The organism is Senegalia massiliensis (genome assembly GCF_900626135.1).
Classification (GTDB): domain Bacteria; phylum Bacillota; class Clostridia; order Tissierellales; family SIT17; genus Anaeromonas; species Anaeromonas massiliensis.
In genome coordinates, this window is sequence record NZ_LR130785.1 from 73605 (window position 1) to 98726 (window position 25122).

Consider the following 25122-nt stretch of genomic DNA (forward strand, 5'->3'; position numbering starts at 1 on the left):
GGGTTTTTTCATTTCATTTTATATCCTCAATCAATTCCCTAATATTATCATATTTATTCGGATAAACTATCTGTGGCCTATCTATTAAAAGCACCTTTATATTCATATCAAGTGCTGCATTTATTTTTTCATTTGTACCACCTATATCTCCACTATCTTTTGTAACTATATACTTTATATTATAAAACTCATACATAGCTTTATTAAAATCAGTACTAAATGGACCTTGAAGTGCTAATATCCTCTTAGGTAAAAATCCTAAATCAGTACATTTTTTAACTACATTTGCTGTAGGTAATACTCTTATATATAAATTTTCTTTAAAACTTACATTTTTAAATTTATCTAAATTATTACTTCCTGTTGTTAATAGTACATTTTCTTTTTTATTTTCTAAGTAATTTATCACTTGTTCATATGATGAAAACCTATCTATATTTTCATATGATATTTCTTTTCTTTCAAATCTAAAATATTTAATATCTGATTCTTCTGATGCTTTTATGGAATTTTTAGAAACTTCTGCTGCATATGGATGTGTTGCATCTACTATAGTTTTTATATTATACTTCTTAGTTAACTCTACCATATCTTCTTTATCCAATCTTTTTGATATGACTTTTAAATTAGGATGAGTCTTAAAAAGTCTTGCTCCATAATTTGTAGCTGTTGTTGCAATTACAGAATGATTTTTATCTAGTAGTTTTTCTATAATAAGCCTTCCATCCTCTGTACCAGATAAAACTAATATCATATTTTATAACCTCTAGGTGTTACCATTTTTCCACCATCTATATATGAGTTTGAATTTCCTATTATAACTGTTGTAAACATATCTATATCAAAATTTAACATATTTTCTAAATCAGTAAGTATTGTTTCTTCACCTTCCCTTTTAGCATTTCTAACTATGGCTACAGGTGTAGATTTATCTTTATGTTTTAAAAATATATCTCTTGCTATTACAATTTGCTCTGTTCTTTTTTTGCTTTTTGGATTATATATTGCTACTGAAAAATCTCCTTCTGCTGCAAGACGTAACCTTTTTTCTATAAGTGACCAGTCTGTAAGTAAATCACTTAAACTAATTGTAACAAAGTCATGCATAAGAGGAGCACCTACACAAGCTGCTGATGCATTAGATGCTGAAACTCCTGGTACTATCTCTACTTCTACATCACTTTTATGCTTTAATACTATTTCAAGCATTATACCAGCCATACCATAGACACCTGCATCACCACTACTTACAAGGGCTACAGTCTTTCCATCTTCAGCATATTCTAATGTCTTTTCACATCTCTCTACTTCTTTTTTCATTTGAGATGATACTATTTTCTTGTCATCAATTAAATCATTTACAAGCTCTATATATTTTTTATACCCTATTATAATATCAGATTCTTTTATAGCTTCTACTGCTCTAAAAGTCATATGTTTCTTATCTCCAGGTCCTATTCCTACTACATATATTTTTCCATTACTCATTGTTTTCCTCCCAAATAGATATTGTTATACCATCCATTTTTGTTTTTTTCATTATACATGTTCCATTATTACTCACAATGTATCCTACAGGCTCCGAAACAGAGGATACTCCTATTGTCTTTTTCACAAAATTAGAGCCTTCAAATAGATGTTCCACTTTTTTAATTTCTTCTCTAGTAATTATATTAAGTGATATATTTAATTCCTTTGATGATTCTATAAGTCCAATTTCATCTTTTTTAACATCTACTGTTGCTATTTCTTTTAGACTTTCCATATATAAATTATTCTTATCCATAGATTTATATATAGCATCTAATATTCTATTTTTCTCTATTCCCCTTCTACATCCTATACCTAAGACTATATTTTTTGGTATCAATACTGATGTGGGCATAGTGTATTTTTTAATGCTATTTGTTATAGCAATTAAACTTTGTATATCTTTAAATCCTTCATCTTCTGGTGTTATGAGATTTTTAATTAAATTTTTATCTATAGAAATATCTGATTTAATTCCTACTTTTTTACCATTTACTATATCTGCTGTGACTATTTTTGCATCTTCCATATTTTCTATAGACAGATTCAACTCTTTTGATATCATATCTACAGATAATACACCATTTACATCAGATGCCGTAGTTATAACAGGTGTTGCTCCTATTAACTTGGATAGATGTATTGCGTAACTATTTGACCCTCCGATATGCCCTGAAAGTAAGCTTATAATATGTTTTCCACCTTCATCCATTACAAGTATAGCAGGATCAATAGTTTTGTCCTTTATATGTGCCGCTATAGACCTTACTACAATTCCTGTAGCCATAATAAAAAGTATGGTATCGTAATTTTTAAAGAAATACTCTATATTCTCTGATAGTTTTCCTTTTATTGATTTGAATCTACCATCATCATGCTTATCTAAGGTATAAATAGGCGTATCTCTTAAATATCTTTTTACTTGTAAAGCTTTCTTAAGTCCACCTTTTGTAAGTGTAATTATAGCTAGTTTCACTTTTTAGCATCCCTATATTCATGGGAAAAATTTTTGTCATATAATTTTGATAAACTATATTTATCTCCTAAAAATCCTCCTACTAATATTTGTGCTGTTTTTGTTATATTAGCTTCTTTTACTTTTTCTGATATATCTTTTAATGTTCCTTGTACTATCTTTTGATCAGGCCAAGTAGCTTTTTGTACCACTGCAACAGGAGTATTTTCATCATAATATTCTAAAAGCCTATCTACTACATTATCAATCATCTGTACTGATAGAAATATAGCCATTGATGCTTTATGACTTGCAAGTTTTTCTAAGCTTTCACTTTCTGGCACAGGAGTTCTTCCTTCAAGTCTTGTACAAATTACTGTTTGAGAAACATCTGGAAGTGTAAACTCCCTATTTAATGCAGCTGCTGATGCTACAAATGAACTAACACCTGGTATAACTTTTGATTTTATATCTAGTTCATCTAATCTATCAATTTGCTCTCTTATTGCTCCATATATACTAGGGTCCCCTGTATGAACTCTTGCTACAGATTTTCCTTGTTTTATTCCATTTTCCATAACATCAATAACTTCTTCAAGTGTCATAGATGCACTATTATATAATTCACTTTCATCTTTTCTACAATTTAAAATATCTTTATTAACAAGAGAACCTGCATATATTATAATGTCTGCTTTTTCTACTATGTTTTTTCCTTTAACTGTTATTAAATCGGGATCTCCTGGACCTGCCCCTATAAAATATACTGTATTCATTTAAATACCTCCTTTTTTTATTATAAGTGTTGATAAATATGGCACTTTTTTATTTTTTAAATCATCAATATCATAGCTTATATTTTCTTCATTTGTGCCACATTTAGATACAAGTACAAATTTATCTTCTAAATTTCTGTCTTCTAAAATTTCAGCTAATCTTTTATGTTCAGTAGAGGGCTTCATAACTACTAAATTATCATAATCATCTACTACCTTTTCAAATTCACTTATATTTTTCCTAAGAGGTATTATAGAAAGTGTTTCTTCCTGAGAAGCAAGAGGAATATTTACTTTATTTGCTGATGCACAAAAGGACGTTATTCCTGGTATAGTTTCAATATTTATATCTTTCTTTTTTAAGAAAGGTAATAAATACATATATGTACTATATACCATTGGATCTCCTATAGTTAAAAATGCTATATTTTTTCCTTTTCCAAGTAAATCTAATATTATTTTAGAGTTTCTCTCCCAAGTAATATTTAGCTTTTCTTCATCATAAGTCATTGGAAATTCTAATTTTAATATTTCTGCTTTTTTGTTTAAATAACCTTCAGCAATGGAGAGTGCTACACTTTTACTTTCTTTTTTACTTTTAGGACATATTACAATGTCTATTTTTTCTAATATTTTTACTGCTTTTATAGTAATTAGCTCCGGGTCCCCTGGACCTACTCCAATGCCATAAAATTTTCCTATCATCATTTCACCTCTTAGCTGATATTATATATATTGGATTTGTACCTATCATCATAGTTAAGTCTCCAATACTTTTACCTTTGCTTATATTTACATGTACTATATCTATATCTTTAAATTTATATTGTTTTAAATAGTTTATTGCTTTATATGCATTTTCTATGGTTATAGTGTTTATTACAATCTTGTTATTATCATTTAATTTTTCATATGACCAATTTATTATTGTCTCCATATTTCCAGATGAACCACCAATGAAAACTCTATCTATATCACCTATATCTTTTAAAGCCTCTGGTGCAACACCTTGAATAATTTCTAAATTATCTATATTAAAATGACTTTTATTTTTAGCTATAAGGTCTACTGCTTCCTTCTTTTTTTCTATTGCATAAACTTTACCATTTTCTACAATAGACGCTATTTCTATAGATATACCTCCAGTTCCTGCTCCTATATCTATTGCTTTTGAATCCTTTTCTAATTGTAATTTACCTATAGTTATAGCTCTAATTTCAGATTTTGTCATAGGTACTTTTCCTCTTATAAAATCATCATCTTCTATACTAAATCTACTCATCTTGTAATATCACCACCACATTTAAATCACTATTTTTTATTTTTATTATATCTTCAGGACTTCCACTATGAATCTTTTCATTTGGATATGATAAATTCTCTCCTACATAAATAGTTCGTCCTTCTATCCCATTATCTAAAAGTTCCTTTGCTATTTTTTGAGGAGTCCAGATTTTATCTGTAAGTATTGCTACCTTTTTATTTGTTTCTACTATTTCTAAAACGTCACTTTCTCTACCATGTAATGATAAAAAATGTGCATCTTCCCAAGATTCATTTATCCTAGAAAACATATATTGAACTGAACTAATTCCTGGGATTATTTCCATTTCTACGTTTTTTAAATTTTTCTTGATATATGACTTTAAACTAAAAAATCCTGTGTCTCCTGAAACTACAACTGCTATACTTTTATTTAGATTTTCTTTTATATAATCTATCATTTTAGAAAGTCCTTGTGATATATCAAAAATCTCTTTTTTAGAGGTATCAATATTTTCTAAATTTCTTTTAGCACCTATTATTATGTTTGATTCGGCTATTTTCTCTTTAGCAATAGGTAATATATAATCTTTATGCCCTGGCCCAAGTCCTATTATATATAATTTATTCATTTTTATATTCCTCCAACATCTCTTTTCCTATAGGACACATTCCCAATAATCCATACTTTTTAGAAAATATTACTGTTCCAACTTTTATACTGTCATATACTCTATCTCTACATTTCTCAGTTATTTTTTGTACTAATATTTTAAACAAATCATCTCTTTTATTTTCATCAATATATTCTATAGCCTTATCTGTTGTAATACTATTTAATATATTTTTTATATCATCTTGTAATCCACCTAAAGCTGCATAGTTACTAGCTAATATCTCCATTCTTGCATCTGCTACTTTACTATGTGTATGGAATATTCCACCTGATACTTTTATCATTTTGCCAATATGACCTACAAAAAGTATTTCTTCTATATCATATTCTACAGCTTTATCTAGCATAAACCCTATGAAATTACTTGTCTTTATGAGAGAGTAATTTTTTAAATTTAATTCGCTTGCAAAATCTCTACCATAATTTCCTGGTGAAAATATTACTTTTTTTATGCCTTTATTTTTAAGTACTGATAGCTCAAGTGCTATGGAATCCTTAAATGCTTCCTCACTCATAGGCTCAACTATTCCACTAGTTCCAAGTACTGATATACCTCCTACTATACCGAGCTTTGGATTAAAAGTTTTTTTGGCTATATCTACACCTTCTGGTATAGATATAGTAACCTTTACTCCAAGCCCTTCAGGTAATTCTTCTCTTACCGCTTCAATTATAGTTTTTCTAGGAACGGGATTTATTGCATATTCACCTATGTCTACAGCAAGTCCCTCTCTTGTTACCTTCCCTACTCCTATTCCACCTGTTAAAATTACTTGTTCACCTTCTATTAATTCAGCTTCTGCATAAATCTTTATTCCATTTGTAGAATCAGGATCATCTCCACTATCCTTTACAATAGCACATTTGACTTTGTCTTTTTTCATAATAATATCTTCTACATCTAAAATTAGATCCCAGCCTTTAGGAGTTTTTATCTTTACATTCTCTACTTCGCATCCTGTAAATAGCATTTTAGTTGCTGCCTTAGCTGCTGCTGTAGCAGATGACCCTGTGGTATATCCATATCTTAATTTTTTACCACCTTTAACTACATATCTATCCATATTATCACCTATATCATATATAAAAGTGCATTTACTATAGCTGCTGCTACTGTACTTCCACCTTTTCTACCATTGGTAACTATATATGGCACTCCTAAATCTTTGATAATTTCTTTTGATTCAGCAGCCCCTACAAATCCTACAGGTACTCCTATTATCAAATCAGGTTTAGGCATTCCTTTTTCTATCTTCTCTTTTAAAGTGAAAAGTGCTGTAGGAGCATTTCCTATTGCAAAAATCTTTATATTTTTATTATTCATTGCTTTTTCTATAGCTACCATTGAACGTGTGATTTCTCTTTTTTTAGCTTCTATTACTACATCTTCATCATGAACAAAATTACATACTTGTCCTCCAAGTTCCCCTAGTACTCTTTTATTTATACCTGATAAAACCATTCCAGTATCAGCATAAATATCACATCCATTTTTAAGTGTATTTATCCCACTTTCTATGGCATCTTCATGAATTTCTAATATATCAGCATATTCAAAATCAGCAGTAGTATGTATTACTCTCTTTACTACTTTACCTTCTTTTTCATCAAACTTTTTATCACCTAATTCTTCTGTAATTATTTCAAAACTATTTTTTTCTATAGTTTTTGGCTCTTTTACGTAATTCATTTTTTCACTCCTCTAAAATAGGCTTGGACCACCTTTTATTATGTTATATTCGTGTACTCTTTCATATTTATTAAAATTTATTATATTTTTAATTTCATATAGAAACTTTTCTTTATCAAAACATTCTTTATCATATAATATTCCTGTTACAGTACCACTATGTGAAGTGTTTATACCATATGCATTACATTTAACAGCTAAATTATATATATTTTCTAAATCCTCTTTAAATAAATATTTTTGATTTATGAAAGCACTTAATGTAGACCCTTTGGCTAATTTATGCATATCATTTTCTTTTAGTCCATTTTCAACTAAACTTAAAGACTTTCTATATTCTAACTCATGTTTTATCTTTTCATAGTATAAATTTAGTTTATTAAATTTAACAGTATCAATAGTCCCTTTTCCCTCAATACAAAGTACTTTTAAGTCTAATTTGTTCTCATATAATTTTTTATATCTGCCTTTTAAATAATCATATAATGTAAGTTTTTGAAATATAGTACTATCTGTAGGTTCTATTTCTATAGCTATATTAGCTATTTGTTGATTATCTATTTCTCTATTTAAATACCTGCTTGTTGCAAGTATAGTAGCAGCTAAGTCAGCTGTACTACTTGCCATTCCTTTTCCTATTGGAATATTTGAATCTATATCTAAAGCAATATTTTTATATTCATTTTGATCATAACCAAAATATTTAAGAGACTTTTTTATAGCATTATATGCTTTAGGATATAACCTTTCATTTGATATTCCCTCTTTAATTGTAACTACTGAAAATAAATCTATAGGATATGAAATGAGCAAGTTTTTACCATCAATATATCCTTGAAATAACTCTCCACAACTTGCTGGGCATTTAGCTCTTATCATAGAATTTTCCAACCTTAAAAACAGGTTTATCTATATAATTTTTCAATGTCTCATAGTCCTTAGAGTCAATGCTTACTATAATACAAGTTGAAGTTCCTGCTGATTTATATAAATCTATATCAACACTTTCATCTATAGAATAATCTAACTCATTAGTCTTAGCCATTTCTTCTATTTCTTTTAATATTCCTTGTGATCCTACAGGTAATATCTCATGAACATAATCTTTTTGTTTTAAATCTATTATATTTTTTATTGAAATTATCTCTCCATTGTCTTCTAATATTTCATTTCCAACTTTAGGAATTCCAACAACTGCTATTAATGAATTCTTTGGAGTATAAGGCATTTTGAAGTTTCTCTTATCTACTAAACCTATGGCAGTCAATCCTATACCTGTTTGAACTGTAGGAAAATTTTCTTCTGTACTTCCTGTAACTAGTATATCTTCATCTAAGTTTAATTCTCTTAAAAGATTTTTTATTCCATTTAATATAATATTTCCTGTAGGGTTCATTTCTACTGATAATGTATTTATTATGGAAATAGGTTTTGCTCCTATTGAAAATAATTCTGATAATACTACATGAAGTGTTAAATACCCTAAAGTTTCAGGAGATGTTTTTACGATATCCTTTTCTTTATTTCCTATACCTCCAGCAGAATCACATGAAATTATTAATTTGTCATTTTCATTTATATCTATAAAAGTCAAATCTCTAAATTGTGTGGAATTCATAAAACTATCTCTCTTTCTTTTTTATAATTTCAAAAAGTGTAGAAGCTGCTATTATATTTAACATAGATGCTAATGTTAAAGGTATTACTATTGCCATAAATAATGCCATACCTGAAAATGGTAATGCTAAAATACTCCCTAATATTCCTGCTATAAAAGCTGAAATAGGACCATTTAATATTATAGCTACTACATTTGCTAATATCTTAAACCCTTTTATATACAATTTTCCAAATACAAATGCTGTAAATGCCATAAGTGCCATAACTTCTAAATGCATAGGTAAGGAAAGAGGAAATCCACTAGTCATAGCAGTTAAAAGGTGACCTAAACCTGCAACCACAGCACCATATACTGGTCCTAAAAAAATTGATGCAAAAAATCCTGGCATACTATCAAGTGCAATAGTTGTTCCCGGGTATTTAATCATAGCTCCTATAAATGATAATGCTATAAGTACTCCTGAATAAGTTAATTTTGTTGTAGTAATTTTCTCATAAGTCTTAGTATTTGTCATAATTCTCCCCCTTAAAATTTTCAATATAATCTAATAAATAATATAAAAATTCTATATTACTATAAAAATGAATATGAGGATATCCTGAAAGAGTATTTTGTTTCTTTATCCCACATTTCCATTTTTTATATACTTTGCCTTCTCTTTTTTTAGATATATTATATAAAAAGTCTAATTCATCATTTTCATCAATCATAGAGCGATGAAATTCATGAGCATTTATATTTATACCTTTGAAGTCTATTTCAATATATCCAAAACGTTGAAGTTTTTCTGTCATATGACTATCTGTATCAATAAATCCTACCATTTCACTTTTATTACTATCTAAATGATAGATTGAATTTGTAAGATACATAAGTCCCCCACACTCAGCATAGCAAGGAAGCCCTTTTTCTAATTTTTCTTTTAAGTCTTCTCTAAATGATTTGTTTGTTTCTAATTCATTACTAAAGACTTCTGGAAATCCTCCACCTATATATAAAGCATCTACATCTGGTAATTTTTCATCTTTAATTGGACTTATAGAAATAAGAGTTATGCCTAGTTCCTCTAACAAACCTAAGTTGTCTTTATAATAAAAATTAAAAGCTTTATCTTTAAATACTCCTATCCTTAAATCATATTTTTTTGTTATATCTATATAATTTTTTGTTTTTATAACTTCCAATTTTGATACTTCTAATATTTTATCTAAGTCTATAGTTTCTTCTATTATTTTAGATAATTTTTCACTTTTTTCTTCTAGTTCATCTACTTCTTCAGCTGGTATTAATCCTAAATGTCTACTTTTTAATGATATATCTAAATTTTTAGGTAAATATCCAAGACATGGAATATTATTTTCTTTTTCTACTATTGTACTGAGTAAATCATAGTGCATTTTACTTGATACATTATTTATAATAATTCCAGCAATATTAATATCTTTGTCAAAATTTTTATATCCTGATATTAAAGCTGCTAAACTAAGTGACATTCCTCTTCCATCAACTACAAGTATTATAGGTAATTTGAGTATTTTTGCTACGTGACTAGAACTTGCATTGTCTCTTTCTATTCCAAAGCCATCATATAACCCCATTACTCCTTCAATTATAGATATATCCTTGCCTTTTGAATTTTTATTAAATAGATTTCTAACTACTTCTTTGTCTAATAAATAACTATCTAAATTATATGAAGAATTACCTGTTACAAATTCATGAAATTTTGGATCAATATAATCAGGTCCAACTTTAAAAGGAGCAACTGTAATACCTCTATTTGTAAGTGCCTTCATTATTCCAAGACTTATAGTAGTTTTTCCTACTCCACTATTTGTACCGGATATCATTATACCTTTCAACTCATCACCTCTTTTTATGCAAAATAAAAAATCCTACTTCGAAGTAGGATTAGATTTACAGCTAGAAATATACAAATTTATTATTTACAAGCTAGCAATCCCTTCCCTCCGAAGGTATACTTTTAAAAAAATCAGGTAGGTCTCCTGGCTTACCATCATCCTACTTTCTCTCCTTCCCATTCTAATGAATAGTGGATTTGAGATTTCGTTATGGTTACAGTAGCGGGGGCTGCAGAGGATTCTCACCTCTTTCCCTATTAATCATAAATATGAACCTAATTTTAATATTCGATTTTTATTGTTAAATATATATTATCATTTGTAGAGGTAGATGTAAATAGAGTATATATAAAAAAGTTATTACAGTTCCACTTTTTCTCCTATAAAATCTTCTAAATCATCTATACTTATTCTAATTTGTTCCATGGTATCTCTATCTCTTATTGTAACGCAATTATCTTCTATTGTATCAAAATCGATTGTAATACAATAAGGTGTTCCAATTTCATCATGCCTTCTATATCTTTTTCCTATACTTCCAGATTCATCATAATCAACCATGAATTTTTTTGATAATTTTTCATAAACTTTAAGAGATCTTTCTCTTAATTTCTTTGATAAAGGAAATATAGCAGCTTTATATGGAGATAAAAATGGATGTAATTTTAGTACTGTTCTTTCAGACCCATCTTCAAGTTTTTCGTCTTCATAAGCATCTACTAAAAAGGCTAGTGTTACTCTATCAGCACCAAGAGAGGGTTCAATACAATATGGTATATATTTCTCATTAGTCATTGGATCTTGATATCTTAAATCTTCTCCAGAGTGTTCAATATGTTGCTTTAAATCAAAATCAGTTCTATCTGCTATTCCCCATAGCTCACCCCAGCCAAATGAAAATTTATATTCAATATCTGTTGTGGCATTACTGTAATGGGAGAGTTCCTCTTTGTCATGGTCTCTAAGTCTAATATTTTCTTCTTTTATATCTAAGTTCAAAAGCCACTCCTTACAGAAATCTCTCCAGTATTGAAACCACTTTAAATCTTCTCCTGGTTTACAAAAAAACTCTAATTCCATCTGTTCAAATTCACGAGTCCTAAAAGTGAAATTACCTGGTGTAATTTCGTTTCTAAAAGACTTACCTATTTGCCCTATTCCAAAAGGTACTTTTTTCCTCAATGATCTTTGGACATTTTTAAAGTTGACAAATATACCTTGAGCTGTCTCTGGTCTTAAAAAAATTTCGGATTGTGAATCTTCTACTGAACCTTGAAAAGTTTTAAACATTAAATTAAATTGACGAATATCTGTAAATTCTTTTTCACCACACTCAGGACAAGTAATATTATTTTTATCTATAAATTCTATCATTTTCTCATTTGACCATCCATCAACAGGTGAATTTTCCTCATGCTTATTATTTAAATTTTCTTCAATTAACTTATCAGCCCTAAATCTAGATTTGCATTTTTTACAATCCATCATAGGGTCATTAAATCCTCCTACATGACCAGATGCAACCCAAACCTGTGGATTCATTAATATAGAAGCATCTAATCCTACATTATATGGAGATTCTTGAATAAACTTTTTCCACCATGCTTTTTTCACATTATTTTTTAGTTCAACTCCTAAAGGTCCATAATCCCAAGTATTAGATAAGCCTCCATATATCTCAGAACCTGAAAAGATAAACCCTCTAGATTTAGCAAGTGAAACAATTTTGTCCATTACACTTCTTTTTACCATAGCTATCACTCCTTCTTAAAAAAATAAAGAAATCTCTCATCCCGAAAAGGGACGAAAGATTTCTTCCGTGGTTCCACCCTAGTTGATATTATCTTAAAAATATCCACTTGATACGATATAGCTCAAGAGTTCCATTCACTAAATTATTATATCGACTCCCAGCAACACCGACTCTCTAAAATAATAAACTTAGTTACTTCTCTCTTTCATAGCAACCCATATTAATAAATTTATATAATATTTTACTATATTTTATCTAATAAGTAAACATAATATACTAAAGCATGATAAATAAATACTTTTTATTAAAACTTCTTTGTCTTTGCATCACCTTCATAATTAATATTTATTTTTATTTTAGCTTTAGCTTTATTTCCTACCATTTTTATTTGACTTTTACCAGATTCTAATTTAAGTTCTTTATTATCTACTATATCCTTTTCATAAATTTCTACTATCTCTTTATCTGGTGTAACTAATACTATTTTAAAATCACCTTCTGTCACTTCTATATCATAATCTAGTATTACTTTTCCATTACCTTGTGATTCAATTTTCCACAATGTTTTTACTCCAGAAAAGCTACTGAATCTCAATGACTTATTATTACCCATATTATTTTCTACGCTTTTTATGAATAATGCGCTATCCTCACCTGAAGCTATTTCATGATTATCATTGTATACTTCACCTTTCTTTTCACTTAAATATGAACATCCCATTAATGTAAATGATAAAAATATAGTTAAAATAAATATCAGTAATGTTTTTATTGATTTCTTCATCCCAAACCTCCACTTAATCTTATTTATAAGATCTAACGAATTGATATAAGTCCCTCTTATATCAATTGAATTTAAAATATGTATAACAAAAACTAATAAATATTCAATATATAAAATATTCTATAAAAAGTTTTAAATTCCTTCTTTTATTATATTAAATTGAAGGAATATTTATAATAATTAATTTAAGCAAAAAACAAGTAAAAAAGTAATTACTTTTTTACTTGTTTTCTCATCTAATATTATATTCTTTAACCTATTAATATGTTTTTTACTAATAATTAATTAAATTCTTCAGAACTCCATAGTCATCTATATAGTCTATTTCAACTAATGATCCTTCTGAAACTTTAAAATGCCATCTATCATCTATATCTAAATCAAGTAATAATGCTATAATGGTTTGAATGACTCCACCATGAGTAACTAGCAAATACTTTCCATCTTTTTTCTTTAGAATATTTAAAAATTCTTCTACTCTTGTGTATAATTCTCTTAATGATTCCCCTTCTGGTATAGCATAATTAATATAATCAACTATCCAATTTCTCCACTCGTTTGGATATAGTTTTTCTACTTGTTTATAATTTTTATTTTCAAATATACCGAAATTTAATTCATTTATATTTTCTATTATTTCTAATTTAGTATCTATTTTTTCACTTATACCCTTAGCAAGTATCTTGCATCTTGTCATAGGGCTTGTATAAATATAATCTACATCATAATCAAAGTTATTTACTATCTTATCAAATTGATCTCTTCCTCTATCTGTATATTTAGATTCAGTTTGTCCTATATATACTTTTTTACTATTTGCAATGGTCTCAGGATGTCTTAAAAGTATTAGTTTCATTTAAATCCAACTCCTTAATATATAAATAGAAAATAAAAATATAATTTGTGTTATTTCAATTATAAACCCTATGGTATCTCCTGTCATCCCACCTATTTTTTTTGTTATATATCTTGTTAAATATAATGATGCTAATATACAAATAACAATAGGTAGAATTGTCTTAACTCCAAAAAACACTACAGTTGTTATACCTAAAAACACAAGTGCCAAACTAGATTCTTTTTTATTTATATTATCCATAAATATCTTACCCATACCACTTTCTCTAGCATAATCACTAATTGAAGCTGAAAATATTGCAAGTGTTCTACTTAAAATAGGTACTAATAATATATACTTTAAATCTATATAAGAAGTTAAAGTGATATTTGATATTAGTAATATTATTATCCCAATTACACCAAATGCTCCTATCCTACTATCTTTCATTATTTCTAACATTTTCTCTTTATTTCTATTTGAAAAAATTCCATCTATTGTATCAGAAAAACCATCCAAATGAATGGCTCCTGTTATCCAAATATATATAATCCATATCATTAAAGATAATACTGGTCTATGAATAAATTTTTCTAAAAACGTAAATATAAAAAGTATAATACCTATTATCAAACCTATTATAGGTAAATATTTTATTCCTTTTTTATATTTTTCTTCTGTATATTCTACATATGGTACAGGAATCCTTGTGAAAAATGATAATAAAAGTATAAAACCTTCCATCATTTTTCTCCTTTAATTTCTATAGGTATACCAGACACTGTAAGATACACTTTATTTGCTCTTTTTGCTATATATTGATTTACCCTACCTGCAATATCCCTAAATATACTACCTAATTTATATGAAGGTACAATTCCCATACCTAATTCATTTGTTACAAGTACTACATTTTTATCTTTTAATGCATCTAAAAGTATATATATTTCATTAAATATCTGATTTTCTAAAGTATCTATTTCTTCTTCAGAAATATGATCAAAATCTATATTTTTTTCTAATATTAAATTTGAAATCATTATTGTAATACAATCTAATATAATAGTATCTGCATATTTAAATTTATCGTCGTCTAATATAATATTAAAGTTTTTATACATTTCTATTGTATGCCAAGATTCTGGTCTTTGTTTTCTATGTTTTTTAATTCTAGATTTCATACCTTCATCAAAAGGTATTGAAGTTGCAATATATATTACATTTTTCCCATTCTTTTTTACTATTTTTTCAGCAAAACTACTTTTTCCACTTCTAGCTCCACCTGTTACTAAAGTTAAATCACCCATTTAATTCACCTGCTTTATCTAATGATTTTAGTGCATCTAATATTAATATATTTTCTTCTCTTCTTTTTATGGCAATTCTAAAATAGGTATTATCTAAACCTACAAAATCTTCACATGTTCTAATATAAATACCTTTTTCTAGCAATAAATTTTGAAGAGTAAATGCTTCAATATTTTTTAATCTACATAAAAAGAAATTTGTGTAAGTTTTATATATATTCAAATATGATATATTTTTTAATCCTGAATATAAAAAATCTCTTTCCTCATACAACCAAGTTAAACTTTTATAATAATATAAATCATCCTCAATTATATTTTTAACTACATTTAATGCTAAACTATTTACAGCCCAAGGCTCAATATTATCTTTCATTTTCTTTATAATGTATTTGTTTGAAATTCCAAACCCTAGTCTAAGTCCAGGTATAGCATAAAATTTTGTAAGAGACCTTAATATAAATATGTTATATTTATCTATAAATTCTATAGTGGTTTTTTCTTCTAAAAAATCTACAAAAGATTCATCTATAAATAAAAATATATTTCTTTCATCTAATATTTCTAATAACTTTTTTAAAAAGTCATTATTATAGAAATTTCCTGTAGGATTATTTGGATTACACAATACAAGACAATTTATATTTTTTTCATCTAAATGGATTTTTAGCTTTTCTAAATCTATATTAAAATTATCTTTGTCTGTTCTGAAATATTCTATATTACTGCCACTAAGACTAAATGCCCTTTCATATTCATTAAAAGTAGGTTGGATTATAGATATATTTTTGAATTTTATACAGCGTGAAAAAACGTATATAAGCTGTATTGCACCATTTCCAAGTATTATATTTTCACTACTAATGCCTAATTTTTTTGAAATTGCTTCTCTTTGTCTCTTTCCATCTATTTCTGGATATTTATCTATATTATCTAAAGAGCTTCTTAAACTTTCTATTACTCTTTCAGATGGACCTAATGGATTAATATTTATACTAAAATCTATTATATTTCCATCTCCATAATATCCACCGTGTTTATTCATATATCTACCCTCCAATTACAAATACTATAACAATGAAAAATAAGGAAAATAATATTTCACTTATATACATTATATTTATAGTTCTATTTATATCTTCAATTTCTAATGTTCTATTTTTATCTCCTATAGTTGGTTTATATATTTTTTCACCAAAATAAATATTTTCCCCACCTATTTGAATATTTAATAACCCTGCTACTGCTGATTCAGGAAAACCTGCATTTGGACTCTTATGATTAAATCTATCTCTTATAAAGATTTTAAAGCCATTTTTTATATCATATTTTAATAAACCAACTAAAATCATAAAAAAACTTCCTATTCTTGCTGGTATAAAATTTACTACATCATCTAATTTAGCTGAAAAATATCCAATGTCTTTATATTTTTTATTAGTGTAACCTACCATTGAATCAAGTGTATTTATTGATTTATATAAAAATACAAATTGTACCGGCATACCTACTAAAAATCCTATAAATATATAAAACAAAGGTGCCAATACTCCATCAATAGTATTTTCTGCTATAGTTTCTACTGTAGCACGTGTTATTTCCTTTTCAGATAAATTTTCTGTATCTCGTCCAACTAAATATGATATTAATATCCTTGCTTTTTTTATATCACCTTTTTTTAATACTTTATAAATCTTAATTCCTTCATCTCGTAAACATTTTGCTGCAAGGGATGTGTAAAGCAAATAAATAGTTATTACAATATTAAAAACTGGGTGAATCTTATTAGCTATAAAAAGTATAGTGCTAATAATTATAAAAACTATCATTAATACTAATATTAAAAGTAAAAAGCCACCTGTTTTTAAATCTATTTTTGATTTTCTGATTTTATTTTCAATATATGATATTAACTTACCTATATAAACAATAGGATGTGGTATAAAATATGGATCTCCAAATAAAAAATCTAATATAAGAGCTAAAAAAATTATATATATTTCTATCATTTTTTACAGTCCCATTATTTCTTTTATTTTATCCATATCTAAATTTGTTCTAGTTAAGTCTGCTAATTTGTTATACTCACCTTGTTTTATTTCTTCAAAGCTAGTTTTATCTTTATCTTTTTCTAATCCTTTTTTTTCTAGTATTTCTTCTATTATATTTATTCTAAAATTATCATTTTCAAATATTCCATGAAGATAAGTACCATATACTGTTTCCTTATCATTTATAGCACCATCAAATCTATTTCCTTCTAATTCTATAAATGGTTTGCAATTAAATCTCTCAGTTTTACCCATATGAATTTCGTATCCATTTATACTTTCACCATTAAGTTTTCCTGATACTCTTAATGTATCTTTCTTTTCATTTATAACTGTTTTAGTACTAAGAAGGCCTAGTCCATTTATTCTATCCATATTAGATTCAATATGTAATGGATCAGATATTTCCTCTCCTAACATTTGATATCCTCCACATATACCCATAATAGGTATACCTTCTTTATGCTTTTTATATATTAATTTATCTAAATCACTTTTTATTATATATTCCATATCTTTTATAGTGTTTTTACTTCCTGGAATTATAAGAAAATCTATATTATCAAAGTCTTCTTTTTTAGTAATATATCTTACATTTACTCTTCTTTCCATTTCTAGAGGCGTAAAATCACTAAAATTCGATACAAATGGAAGCTTAATAACTCCTATATTCACATCATTATCTACATTTTTATTAAATCTTGTAGTTACACTATCTTCATCATCAATATCTAATTTAGTAAATGGTAGGACTCCAAGACAAGGTATATTTATCTTTTCTTCTAACATTTTTATTCCAGGATTTAATATTTCAATATCTCCTCTAAATTTATTTATAATAAATCCTTTTATTCTTTCTCTCTCTTCTGGCTCTAATAGCATAATAGTTCCATAAATACTTGCAAAAACTCCTCCTCTTTCTATATCTCCTACAAGTATTACAGGGCTATCTACCATTTCTGCAAGTCCCATATTTACAATATCATTTTCACGTAAGTTTATTTCTGCAGGACTTCCTGCTCCTTCTATTGCTACTATATCAAATTTATCATTTAATTCATTATATGCTTTTTTAACAATTCCCTTTATATTTGGTACTTCTTTTCTATATTCAGATGCAGTTAAAGTTCTATGAACTCTACCCATAAGTATTACTTGACTACCTATCTCACTTGTAGGTTTTAAAAGTATTGGATTCATTTGAACTAATGGTTCTATTTCTGCTGCTTCAGCTTGTACAACTTGAGCTCTACCCATCTCTTCTCCATTTTCAGTTACATATGAATTTAATGCCATATTTTGTGATTTAAATGGAGATATACTATATCCATCTTGTTTAAATATTCTGCAAAGAGCAGCAGTAACTATACTTTTTCCTACAGATGACCCTGTACCTACTATCATTATATTTTTTGCCATAACTTTTCTCCTTTATAATTATAAAATTCTTTTTCATTTTGGAACAATGGTATATCTAATTTCTTATGGATTTTCACAAGCCAAGGTTCTTTCAAACTAGCTTTTTCTAATGTTTGTTCATTTAAAAATACTTGTCTTGGTATCCCAGAATCTATTATTTCACCTTTATTTAATACATATATATAATCACAATATTCATATATAAAATCCATATCATGACTTGATACTATTGTTTTTTTTCCATCGCTAACAATACTATTCATAGTATTTATCATATTATCTGTCATTATTGGATCTAAACCAGCTAATGGCTCATCAAAAAATATTATTTTACAATCTAATGCTAAAACTCCTGCTATTGCAACACGTTTTTTTTCCCCATGGCTTAAAAAATGAACTGGTTTATCTTTGAATTCTTCTATATTTAATAGATTTATTATTTTATCAACTTTTATTTTTACAGTATCTTCATCAATTCCTAAATTTCTAAGCCCAAAGGCTATATCATCATACGTGTTAGAATAAAAAATCTGTTTATCTGCCTCTTGAAATACTATCCCCACTTCTTTTCTTAGATTTCGTAGAAATTTTTTATTATATTTTATTTTTTTATTATTAAATAAAACTTCTCCTTTATTGGGCTTAAGATAACCTATTAAGTTTAAAAAAAGAGTAGTTTTTCCAGCACCATTTCCTCCAACTATACCAATTTTATTTCCTTTGTTTAAATCTATATTTATATTCTTTAATGCAACTTTTCCGTCTTCATAATTATAATTTAAATCTACTGTCTTTAACATATATTCACCTACATATAAAACCTATTGTCATAATTTTTACTTTCAAGAGAAATTATCATATCTTTATATCTTTTAATAATCCTAACAATTAATGTTCTTAAAAGTAATCCTAAAGAATTAAAACTATTTTTCATATTTATATATCCAAACCTTAAATCTTGTGCTTTATAAATCTTACCTATCTCTTCTAAAAGTATAAATATAAATCTATATGTGAGCATTATAAGCTCTATTAAAAGGACTGGTATTTTATATTTTAATAATAATTTAATTAAGTTGTTAAAGGGTGTAGTAAGTATTAAAAAGTAACTACAGGATATGGCAGATATTGCTCTAGTTGTAAGGGTGATAGCTTTAAGTAAGCTATCATCCCTTATAACTAGATAAAACCTAGATAGTTTAATACTATAAAAAGTGTCTACATTACTATGTGAAATAGAAAAAACTAAAGCTATTAAACTTAAAATAATAAAACTCATAGGTAATAAATACATCTTAAAGTATGATTTTATAGGTATTTTGGCAATGCCTACTAAAATAATACTCATAATAATGAAAATAGATGTATGCACAATATAGCTATTAGAAAATAAAGCTATAGTAATCATCATAATAAATAAAAAAAGCTTTAAATCATCATTAAAATATCTTAATTTATTTATATATGCATATCTATCAATTATTAGCATTTTTGGTTTTACCCTTCATATAGCCTAAGAAATATGCTATTATACCTGTACCTATAGCTCCTTGTAATGTAAATATAAGAGTCTCAGTTTCTCCTCCTGGTGGCTCCCAAAGAGGATTAAACCAAGGAGTATAACTTTTAGGAATAGCTTCTTCAGCTAGAGAATCAGAGCCTGCAAACTCAGAGTCTTTTATTACAAGTATTGGAACAGCTATAAGTATTACAACTATAAATAAGAGTAATATATTTTTATATGTTTTTTTCATAAGCTAAAACTCCTTCCTCTTTATATCCAGCTATTAAATTATATACAATAACACTAAGTATTCCTTCTGCTATAGCAAGTGGTATCTGAGTTATAGCAAATATAGATAAAAACTTAACTAATAATTCCATAAATCCTTCATTTGCTCCTGCATGGGCCATGGCAAGCTGAAAGGATGTAACAATATAAGTCGTTAAATTTCCCAATGTAGCTGCTAAGAATATTGAAAACTCTTTTTTCCATCCAGCTTTCTGAGAAAGCTTATAAATACCAAATGCTACAAAAGGTCCTACTATTGCCATAGAAAACGTATTTGCTCCAAGTGTAGTGATTCCTCCGTGGGCAAGTAACAATGCCTGAAAAATTAGCACTATCATCCCAATTACACTCATTACAGTTGGACCTAATACTATTGCTCCAAGACCTACACCTGTAGGATGTGATGAACTTCCTGTTATAGATGGTAGTTTTAAAGCAGATAAAACAAATACAAATGCCCCCATAAGTGCTATTAATATTTTTTTGTTTCCATCTTCTTTTACCATTTTAGAAATATTCCTAAATCCTAGAACTACAAAAGGCAAACTAATAATTGTCCAAAGTCCTGCCCAAAAAGGACTTAAGTAGCCTTCCATGATATGCATAGCATTTACATATCTTGGCATAAAAACTAATGCTAACCCAATTAAAACTAAATACTTCTTTTTCAACTTTATCCCCTCCGAATATTTTTTACACAATAAAAATCCTACCTCGGAGGTAGGATAGTTTTTAGCTAAAATATATATTATCTATAAGCTGGTATATCCTTCCCTCCGAAGGCTTAATTCCCTAAAATCAGGCAGGTCTCCTGGCTTACCATCAGCCTACTTTCTCTCCTTCCCATTCTAATGAATAGTGGACTTGAGATTTCGTTATGGTTACAGTAGCGGGGGCTGCAGAGGTTTCTCACCTCTTTCCCTATTAATCATAAGTTTGAACCTAATTTTAATATTCGATTTTTATTGTTAAATATATATTATCACTTGTGTGGTTATAAGTAAATATGTTTTTAATTTATATTTTAAGTATAAAAAACCTATAAAATAGACTTCTCTACAATCATCTATCTTATAGGTTGATATTAATATAATTAATCGTTTATTTATTAACTTTCTACTTCTCCTAAAGCAACTGATTTCTTCAATAACTTTAAAAGTATTGATGTAACTATACTTCCAACTAATATTGCCACTATATAAAGTAGCCAATTTGTAACTACAGGGAATACAAATATTCCTCCATGGGGTGCAGGGGAAGATGCTCCAAATACTGCAGATAATCCTCCTGCTATAGCTGAGCCTGCTATTATTGAAGGTATTACAGCTTTTGGATCTGCTGCTGCAAAAGGTATTGCCCCTTCTGTTATAAATGAAAGTCCCATTACATAATTAGTTTTTCCTGCATCTATTTCTTTTTCTGTAAATTTATCTTTAAAGAATGTAGTCGCAAGTGCTATTCCAAGTGGTGGTACCATTCCTCCAGCCATTACTGCTGCCATTATATGTCCATTTCCTTCTGCAACTGATGCTACACCAAATACATATGCTGCTTTATTTACAGGGCCTCCCATGTCTACTGCCATCATTCCACCAAGTATTAGTCCTAACAATAATTTATTTGCTCCACCAAGTCCACTAAGCCAGCTATTTAATCCTGTATTTAGCCATTCTACTGGTGGAACTACTATAAAGTTCATAATAGCACCAACTATGAGTATCCCAAATAGAGGAAACAACAGAACTGGTTTTATTCCTTCTAATGATTGTGGCAAATTACTAAATAGTTTTCTGAGCATTTTTACTATATAACCTGCTAAAAATCCTGCTAAAAGTGCTCCTAAAAACCCTGAATTTCCATTTGCAGCAAGAGCTCCTCCTACAAATCCTGGTGCTAGAGCTGGTCTATCGCCTATAGATGATGCAATAAATCCTGCAAGTACTGGTAACATAAAGCTAAATGCTGTACCACCTAAGGTATTGAAAAATGCCGCAATTTCATTACCTGAACCATAATTATCTGCTCCTGCATTATTAAAGTCAAATAAAAATGCTAAAGCTATTAATATTCCTCCACCTACTACAAATGGAAGCATATTTGATACACCATTCATTAGATTTCTATATATTCCCTTGCCTGTACTTTGTGATTTAGTAGATGTAGAAGTTTCTTTTGCTTCATATATATCACCATTTTTTTCTAATGCTCTTTCTATTAAAGCACCTGGCTGCTTTATAGCATCTGATACTGGAGTTTGTATTACAACTTTTCCATCAAACCTATTCATTTCTACTTTTGTATCCGCTGATATTATTATAGCCGTTGCTTCTCTTATTTCTTCATCTGTAAGTCTATTTTCTACCCCTGTTGAACCATTTGTTTCTACTTTTATATCGACATTCATTTTTTCAGCTTTAGATTTTAAAGCATCTGCTGCCATATAGGTATGAGCTATCCCAGTAGGGCATGCTGTAACTGCAAGTATTTTTTCTCTATTTTGTTCTACTTTAGGCTTTTCTTTTTCTAGTCCTTCTTTTTCTATTTGTTTTTTATCTATTATATCTAGTATTTCTTTTTTAGTGTCTGCAATCAATAATTCTTTTCTAAAATTCTCATCCATCAAAAATGTAGATAGTTTTTGAAGGGTTTTTAAATGATCATTGTGTGCTCCTTCACTTGCTGCTATCATAAAGAATAAGTGAGTAGGCTCTCCATCTAATGAATCAAAATCTATACCATCTTTGCTTCTTCCAAATGCTATTGATGGAGTTTTTACTGCACTAGTTTTAGCATGAGGTATTGCAACTCCTTCTCCTATTCCTGTAGTCCCTTCTGATTCTCTTTTTAATATTTCTTTTTTATATTCCTGTTTATCATTAAGTCTACCTGCTTCATCTAATTTATTTATAAGTTCATCTAATACATCTTCTTTCTTTATACTTTCTAATTCTAATATAATAGTATCATTTTTTATTAATTCAGTAATTTTCATTTTTTCACATCCTTTACTTTAATCTTTCAATAACTATATTATCTAGCAATTCTTCCACTTCTTCTTTTTTAGCTAAATCACTAGAAAAAGCTGTTGCAGAGCCTGCTGCTACTGACCATCTAAATGAATTTAGGACATCTTTTGTCTTTGTATAACTTGATAAAAATCCTGCTATCATTGAATCTCCTGCACCTACTGAATTTTTAAGTATTCCTTTTGGTGCTTTTGCAAAATATACTTCATTTTCTGATAGTAATATTGCTCCATCACCTCCCATAGAAACTATTACATTTTCTGCTCCTTTTTGTTGTAACTTCTGGCCATACTTAATTATGTCTTCATTATTTTTTATTTCTATATTAAATATTTCTTCCAATTCATTCTTATTTGGCTTTATCAAAAATGGATTATTCGAAAGAGTTTTTTCTAAAGATTCTCCTGTTGTATCTACTATTATATTAATATTTTTTTCACTACTTCTTTCTTGTATTGTAAAATAAATATCTCTTCTAAGTGATGATTGAATATTTCCTGCAAGTATTAAGAAATCACCATCTTTTAATTTATCTATTTTTTTATAAAATTCTTCTATTTTTTCATCAGGAATATCAGGACCTAGCGCATTTATTTCTGTTTCAATTTTGCTTTTCAATTTCACATTTATTCTTGTTGGTTCATCTAAATATATAAAATCTGTATTAATATCGGATTTCTTTAAATACTCTTCTAAGTATTTTCCAGTAAAACCACCTATAAACCCTAAAGCTGTACTTTCTACTTCTAAATTATAGAGTACTCTTGAAATATTTATCCCCTTGCCACCTGGATAAATATTTGTGTGTTTTGCTCTATTTGTTTCTCCAAAATTTATTTTATCTATTGCTAGGTTATAATCTATTGCTGGATTAAACGTTACTGTGTAAATCATTGCTCTGTCACCTCTATTTCTGTATGTTTAGTATAATTTCTTTGTTCTTTATCTGTAATTATTATTACATCAGAAATATCTGTTACTTTCACAAAACTAATTTTGTCAAATTTACTATGATCAGCTAATACAAAACTTTCAGTAGAATTATCTATTGCTCTTTTTTTCATTATAGCTTCCTCTGTATCTGGTGTTGTAAGCCCATACTCTAAATGAATACTATTAATCCCAATAAAAACTTTATCAAATCTAAATTTTTCTAAATTTTTAAATGCATCTGATCCTACTACTGCTTTTGTCTTTGGTTTAATTTTTCCACCTAATATATATACATCTATTCCTCGTTCAAGTAGTAAGTCTACATTATCAACTCCATTAGTCACTACAAATATATCCTTTTTATCTATTAATTTAGCCATTTCATAGGTAGTAGTTCCAGCATCTAAATATATACTATCTCCTTCTTCTATAAGTGATACTGCATATTTTGCTATAGAAACCTTTTCCCTTTTATTATGGATAAGCTTATCTTTAAAACTCTCTTCATTAAATCTTCCTTCTAAAAGTGCAGCTCCTCCATGTACTCTTTTTAATTTATTCTGCTGTTCTAAATATGATAAGTCTCTTCTTATGGTTGATTCTGAAGAGTTTGTTATTTCTACAAGTTGATTTACCTTCACAATTCCTTTTTTATTTAATTCTTTTAATATGAGTTCTTGTCTCTGTTCTGTAAGCATATTTTTCACCTTCTTAATTACATTATAAATTAAAAAATACATAAAGTCAATCATATTCATTCAATTATATTCATTAATAATCACAAATATTCATGTATTCAGTCAATTTCAGTCATGGCAGATAATAAAAGTACTAGGGTTTAAACCC

The 25122-nt window shown here is 27.9% G+C and carries 28 protein-coding genes, 2 riboswitches and 1 other annotated feature; all 28 genes read right to left on the reverse strand.

From position 1 onward, the window contains the following. Positions 1 to 13: 13 nt before the first annotated feature. Positions 14 to 754, reverse strand: a complete 741-nt coding sequence (locus E0D94_RS00305) for a cobalt-precorrin-6A reductase (RefSeq protein ID WP_130805327.1) — start codon at positions 752 to 754, stop codon at positions 14 to 16. Continuing rightward, positions 751 to 1488, reverse strand: a complete 738-nt coding sequence (gene cobJ / locus E0D94_RS00310) for a precorrin-3B C(17)-methyltransferase (protein ID WP_130805328.1) — start codon at positions 1486 to 1488, stop codon at positions 751 to 753. Before cobJ ends, E0D94_RS00305 begins: the two co-directional genes overlap by 4 nt. Continuing rightward, positions 1481 to 2506 carry a cobalt-precorrin 5A hydrolase gene (cbiG, locus tag E0D94_RS00315; RefSeq protein WP_130805329.1) on the reverse strand — a complete coding sequence of 342 codons (1026 nt, stop codon included), beginning with the start codon at positions 2504 to 2506 and terminating at the stop codon, positions 1481 to 1483. Before cbiG ends, cobJ begins: the two co-directional genes overlap by 8 nt. Beyond that, positions 2503 to 3261: a precorrin-4 C(11)-methyltransferase gene (gene cobM / locus E0D94_RS00320; RefSeq protein ID WP_130805330.1), complete on the reverse strand. Its 759-nt coding sequence runs from the start codon at positions 3259 to 3261 to the stop codon at positions 2503 to 2505. Before cobM ends, cbiG begins: the two co-directional genes overlap by 4 nt. Next, positions 3262 to 3966, reverse strand: coding sequence for a precorrin-2 C(20)-methyltransferase (gene cobI / locus E0D94_RS00325; protein WP_207289574.1), 705 nt, complete (start codon positions 3964 to 3966; stop codon positions 3262 to 3264). Positions 3967 to 3970: 4 nt separating this feature from the next. Next, entirely contained in the window at positions 3971 to 4543 is a 573-nt protein-coding gene (gene cbiT, locus E0D94_RS00330) for a precorrin-6Y C5,15-methyltransferase (decarboxylating) subunit CbiT (RefSeq protein ID WP_130805331.1), read from the reverse strand. Further along, positions 4536 to 5156 carry a precorrin-6y C5,15-methyltransferase (decarboxylating) subunit CbiE gene (gene cbiE / locus E0D94_RS00335; protein ID WP_130805332.1) on the reverse strand — a complete coding sequence of 207 codons (621 nt, stop codon included), beginning with the start codon at positions 5154 to 5156 and terminating at the stop codon, positions 4536 to 4538. Before cbiE ends, cbiT begins: the two co-directional genes overlap by 8 nt. After that, the gene (cbiD, locus tag E0D94_RS00340) at positions 5149 to 6264 is read right to left on the reverse strand and encodes a cobalt-precorrin-5B (C(1))-methyltransferase CbiD (RefSeq protein WP_130805333.1); all 1116 of its coding nucleotides are present in this window, start codon (positions 6262 to 6264) and stop codon (positions 5149 to 5151) included. Before cbiD ends, cbiE begins: the two co-directional genes overlap by 8 nt. 8 nt (positions 6265 to 6272) lie before the next feature. Further along, a complete protein-coding gene (locus E0D94_RS00345; protein WP_130805334.1) occupies positions 6273 to 6890 on the reverse strand; it encodes a precorrin-8X methylmutase in 618 nt (205 codons plus the stop codon). Positions 6891 to 6902: 12 nt separating this feature from the next. Beyond that, a complete protein-coding gene (locus tag E0D94_RS00350; protein ID WP_130805335.1) occupies positions 6903 to 7769 on the reverse strand; it encodes a GHMP family kinase ATP-binding protein in 867 nt (288 codons plus the stop codon). Next, complete coding sequence (locus E0D94_RS00355; RefSeq protein WP_130805336.1) at positions 7756 to 8508, reverse strand: AIR synthase related protein; 753 nt, start codon at positions 8506 to 8508, stop codon at positions 7756 to 7758. The genes E0D94_RS00350 and E0D94_RS00355 overlap by 14 nt, the downstream gene beginning before the upstream one ends. A gap of 4 nt (positions 8509 to 8512) precedes the next feature. After that, on the reverse strand, positions 8513 to 9025 hold the full coding sequence (locus E0D94_RS00360) for an ECF transporter S component (protein ID WP_130805337.1): 513 nt from the start codon (positions 9023 to 9025) through the stop codon (positions 8513 to 8515). Continuing rightward, a complete protein-coding gene (locus tag E0D94_RS00365) occupies positions 9012 to 10373 on the reverse strand; it encodes a cobyrinic acid a,c-diamide synthase CobB (protein WP_130805338.1) in 1362 nt (453 codons plus the stop codon). The genes E0D94_RS00360 and E0D94_RS00365 overlap by 14 nt, the downstream gene beginning before the upstream one ends. Before the next feature lie 117 nt (positions 10374 to 10490). After that, positions 10491 to 10667, reverse strand: a riboswitch (cobalamin riboswitch). Positions 10668 to 10733: 66 nt separating this feature from the next. Continuing rightward, positions 10734 to 12125 (reverse strand): glycine--tRNA ligase, encoded by a 1392-nt coding sequence (locus E0D94_RS00370; RefSeq protein ID WP_165442817.1) that lies wholly within the window; start codon positions 12123 to 12125, stop codon positions 10734 to 10736. Between the two features lie 44 nt (positions 12126 to 12169). Then, positions 12170 to 12344 (reverse strand) — a binding site (T-box leader). 86 nt (positions 12345 to 12430) lie between these two features. Then, positions 12431 to 12910, reverse strand: a complete 480-nt coding sequence (locus E0D94_RS00375; RefSeq protein ID WP_130805339.1) for a hypothetical protein — start codon at positions 12908 to 12910, stop codon at positions 12431 to 12433. Between the two features lie 274 nt (positions 12911 to 13184). After that, a complete protein-coding gene (locus E0D94_RS00380) occupies positions 13185 to 13766 on the reverse strand; it encodes a histidine phosphatase family protein (protein WP_130805340.1) in 582 nt (193 codons plus the stop codon). Next, complete coding sequence (gene cobS / locus E0D94_RS00385) at positions 13767 to 14492, reverse strand: adenosylcobinamide-GDP ribazoletransferase (RefSeq protein WP_130805341.1); 726 nt, start codon at positions 14490 to 14492, stop codon at positions 13767 to 13769. It abuts the gene before it with no gap. Beyond that, positions 14492 to 15055 carry a bifunctional adenosylcobinamide kinase/adenosylcobinamide-phosphate guanylyltransferase gene (cobU, locus tag E0D94_RS00390; protein WP_130805342.1) on the reverse strand — a complete coding sequence of 188 codons (564 nt, stop codon included), beginning with the start codon at positions 15053 to 15055 and terminating at the stop codon, positions 14492 to 14494. Before cobU ends, cobS begins: the two co-directional genes overlap by 1 nt. After that, a complete protein-coding gene (locus tag E0D94_RS00395) occupies positions 15048 to 16100 on the reverse strand; it encodes a pyridoxal phosphate-dependent aminotransferase (RefSeq protein ID WP_130805343.1) in 1053 nt (350 codons plus the stop codon). The genes cobU and E0D94_RS00395 overlap by 8 nt, the downstream gene beginning before the upstream one ends. 4 nt (positions 16101 to 16104) lie before the next feature. Next, positions 16105 to 17064, reverse strand: a complete 960-nt coding sequence (cbiB, locus tag E0D94_RS00400) for an adenosylcobinamide-phosphate synthase CbiB (RefSeq protein WP_130805344.1) — start codon at positions 17062 to 17064, stop codon at positions 16105 to 16107. Positions 17065 to 17067: 3 nt separating this feature from the next. Then, positions 17068 to 18525 carry a cobyric acid synthase gene (locus tag E0D94_RS00405; RefSeq protein WP_130805345.1) on the reverse strand — a complete coding sequence of 486 codons (1458 nt, stop codon included), beginning with the start codon at positions 18523 to 18525 and terminating at the stop codon, positions 17068 to 17070. Then, positions 18510 to 19325, reverse strand: a complete 816-nt coding sequence (locus tag E0D94_RS00410) for an energy-coupling factor ABC transporter ATP-binding protein (RefSeq protein ID WP_130805346.1) — start codon at positions 19323 to 19325, stop codon at positions 18510 to 18512. The genes E0D94_RS00405 and E0D94_RS00410 overlap by 16 nt, the downstream gene beginning before the upstream one ends. An 8-nt stretch (positions 19326 to 19333) precedes the next feature. After that, a complete protein-coding gene (gene cbiQ / locus E0D94_RS00415; RefSeq protein WP_130805347.1) occupies positions 19334 to 20014 on the reverse strand; it encodes a cobalt ECF transporter T component CbiQ in 681 nt (226 codons plus the stop codon). Then, positions 20001 to 20279, reverse strand: a complete 279-nt coding sequence (locus tag E0D94_RS00420) for an energy-coupling factor ABC transporter substrate-binding protein (RefSeq protein WP_130805348.1) — start codon at positions 20277 to 20279, stop codon at positions 20001 to 20003. The genes cbiQ and E0D94_RS00420 overlap by 14 nt, the downstream gene beginning before the upstream one ends. Then, positions 20263 to 20988, reverse strand: coding sequence for an energy-coupling factor ABC transporter permease (locus tag E0D94_RS00425; protein WP_130805349.1), 726 nt, complete (start codon positions 20986 to 20988; stop codon positions 20263 to 20265). The genes E0D94_RS00420 and E0D94_RS00425 overlap by 17 nt, the downstream gene beginning before the upstream one ends. 113 nt (positions 20989 to 21101) lie before the next feature. Continuing rightward, positions 21102 to 21278: riboswitch (cobalamin riboswitch) on the reverse strand. 147 nt (positions 21279 to 21425) lie between these two features. Continuing rightward, positions 21426 to 23309: a PTS fructose transporter subunit IIABC gene (locus E0D94_RS00430; RefSeq protein ID WP_130805350.1), complete on the reverse strand. Its 1884-nt coding sequence runs from the start codon at positions 23307 to 23309 to the stop codon at positions 21426 to 21428. A 13-nt stretch (positions 23310 to 23322) separates the two neighbouring features. Continuing rightward, on the reverse strand, positions 23323 to 24237 hold the full coding sequence (gene pfkB / locus E0D94_RS00435; protein WP_130805351.1) for a 1-phosphofructokinase: 915 nt from the start codon (positions 24235 to 24237) through the stop codon (positions 23323 to 23325). Next, on the reverse strand, positions 24234 to 24974 hold the full coding sequence (locus tag E0D94_RS00440; RefSeq protein ID WP_130805352.1) for a DeoR/GlpR family DNA-binding transcription regulator: 741 nt from the start codon (positions 24972 to 24974) through the stop codon (positions 24234 to 24236). The genes pfkB and E0D94_RS00440 overlap by 4 nt, the downstream gene beginning before the upstream one ends. Positions 24975 to 25122 lie beyond the last annotated feature (148 nt).

Coding starts and splice junctions, on each gene's coding strand:
- cbiT (WP_130805331.1), bottom strand. CDS start 4,543: ATGAGTAGATTTAGTATAGAAGATGATGATTTTATAAGAGGAAAAGTA.
- cobS (WP_130805341.1), bottom strand. CDS start 14,492: ATGGAAGGTTTTATACTTTTATTATCATTTTTCACAAGGATTCCTGTA.
- E0D94_RS00410 (WP_130805346.1), bottom strand. CDS start 19,325: ATGTTAAAGACAGTAGATTTAAATTATAATTATGAAGACGGAAAAGTT.
- E0D94_RS00360 (WP_130805337.1), bottom strand. CDS start 9,025: ATGACAAATACTAAGACTTATGAGAAAATTACTACAACAAAATTAACT.
- E0D94_RS00350 (WP_130805335.1), bottom strand. CDS start 7,769: ATGATAAGAGCTAAATGCCCAGCAAGTTGTGGAGAGTTATTTCAAGGA.
- E0D94_RS00375 (WP_130805339.1), bottom strand. CDS start 12,910: ATGAAGAAATCAATAAAAACATTACTGATATTTATTTTAACTATATTT.
- cobM (WP_130805330.1), bottom strand. CDS start 3,261: ATGAATACAGTATATTTTATAGGGGCAGGTCCAGGAGATCCCGATTTA.
- cbiD (WP_130805333.1), bottom strand. CDS start 6,264: ATGGATAGATATGTAGTTAAAGGTGGTAAAAAATTAAGATATGGATAT.
- E0D94_RS00395 (WP_130805343.1), bottom strand. CDS start 16,100: ATGAATAAACACGGTGGATATTATGGAGATGGAAATATAATAGATTTT.
- cbiE (WP_130805332.1), bottom strand. CDS start 5,156: ATGAATAAATTATATATAATAGGACTTGGGCCAGGGCATAAAGATTAT.
- cobI (WP_207289574.1), bottom strand. CDS start 3,966: ATGATAGGAAAATTTTATGGCATTGGAGTAGGTCCAGGGGACCCGGAG.
- cobJ (WP_130805328.1), bottom strand. CDS start 1,488: ATGAGTAATGGAAAAATATATGTAGTAGGAATAGGACCTGGAGATAAG.
- E0D94_RS00345 (WP_130805334.1), bottom strand. CDS start 6,890: ATGAATTACGTAAAAGAGCCAAAAACTATAGAAAAAAATAGTTTTGAA.
- E0D94_RS00405 (WP_130805345.1), bottom strand. CDS start 18,525: ATGGCAAAAAATATAATGATAGTAGGTACAGGGTCATCTGTAGGAAAA.
- cobU (WP_130805342.1), bottom strand. CDS start 15,055: ATGGGTGATTTAACTTTAGTAACAGGTGGAGCTAGAAGTGGAAAAAGT.
- E0D94_RS00305 (WP_130805327.1), bottom strand. CDS start 754: ATGATATTAGTTTTATCTGGTACAGAGGATGGAAGGCTTATTATAGAA.
- cbiB (WP_130805344.1), bottom strand. CDS start 17,064: ATGATAGAAATATATATAATTTTTTTAGCTCTTATATTAGATTTTTTA.
- E0D94_RS00420 (WP_130805348.1), bottom strand. CDS start 20,279: ATGAAAAAAACATATAAAAATATATTACTCTTATTTATAGTTGTAATA.
- E0D94_RS00430 (WP_130805350.1), bottom strand. CDS start 23,309: ATGAAAATTACTGAATTAATAAAAAATGATACTATTATATTAGAATTA.
- pfkB (WP_130805351.1), bottom strand. CDS start 24,237: ATGATTTACACAGTAACGTTTAATCCAGCAATAGATTATAACCTAGCA.
- E0D94_RS00380 (WP_130805340.1), bottom strand. CDS start 13,766: ATGAAACTAATACTTTTAAGACATCCTGAGACCATTGCAAATAGTAAA.
- E0D94_RS00370 (WP_165442817.1), bottom strand. CDS start 12,125: ATGGTAAAAAGAAGTGTAATGGACAAAATTGTTTCACTTGCTAAATCT.
- cbiQ (WP_130805347.1), bottom strand. CDS start 20,014: ATGCTAATAATTGATAGATATGCATATATAAATAAATTAAGATATTTT.
- E0D94_RS00355 (WP_130805336.1), bottom strand. CDS start 8,508: ATGAATTCCACACAATTTAGAGATTTGACTTTTATAGATATAAATGAA.
- E0D94_RS00440 (WP_130805352.1), bottom strand. CDS start 24,974: ATGCTTACAGAACAGAGACAAGAACTCATATTAAAAGAATTAAATAAA.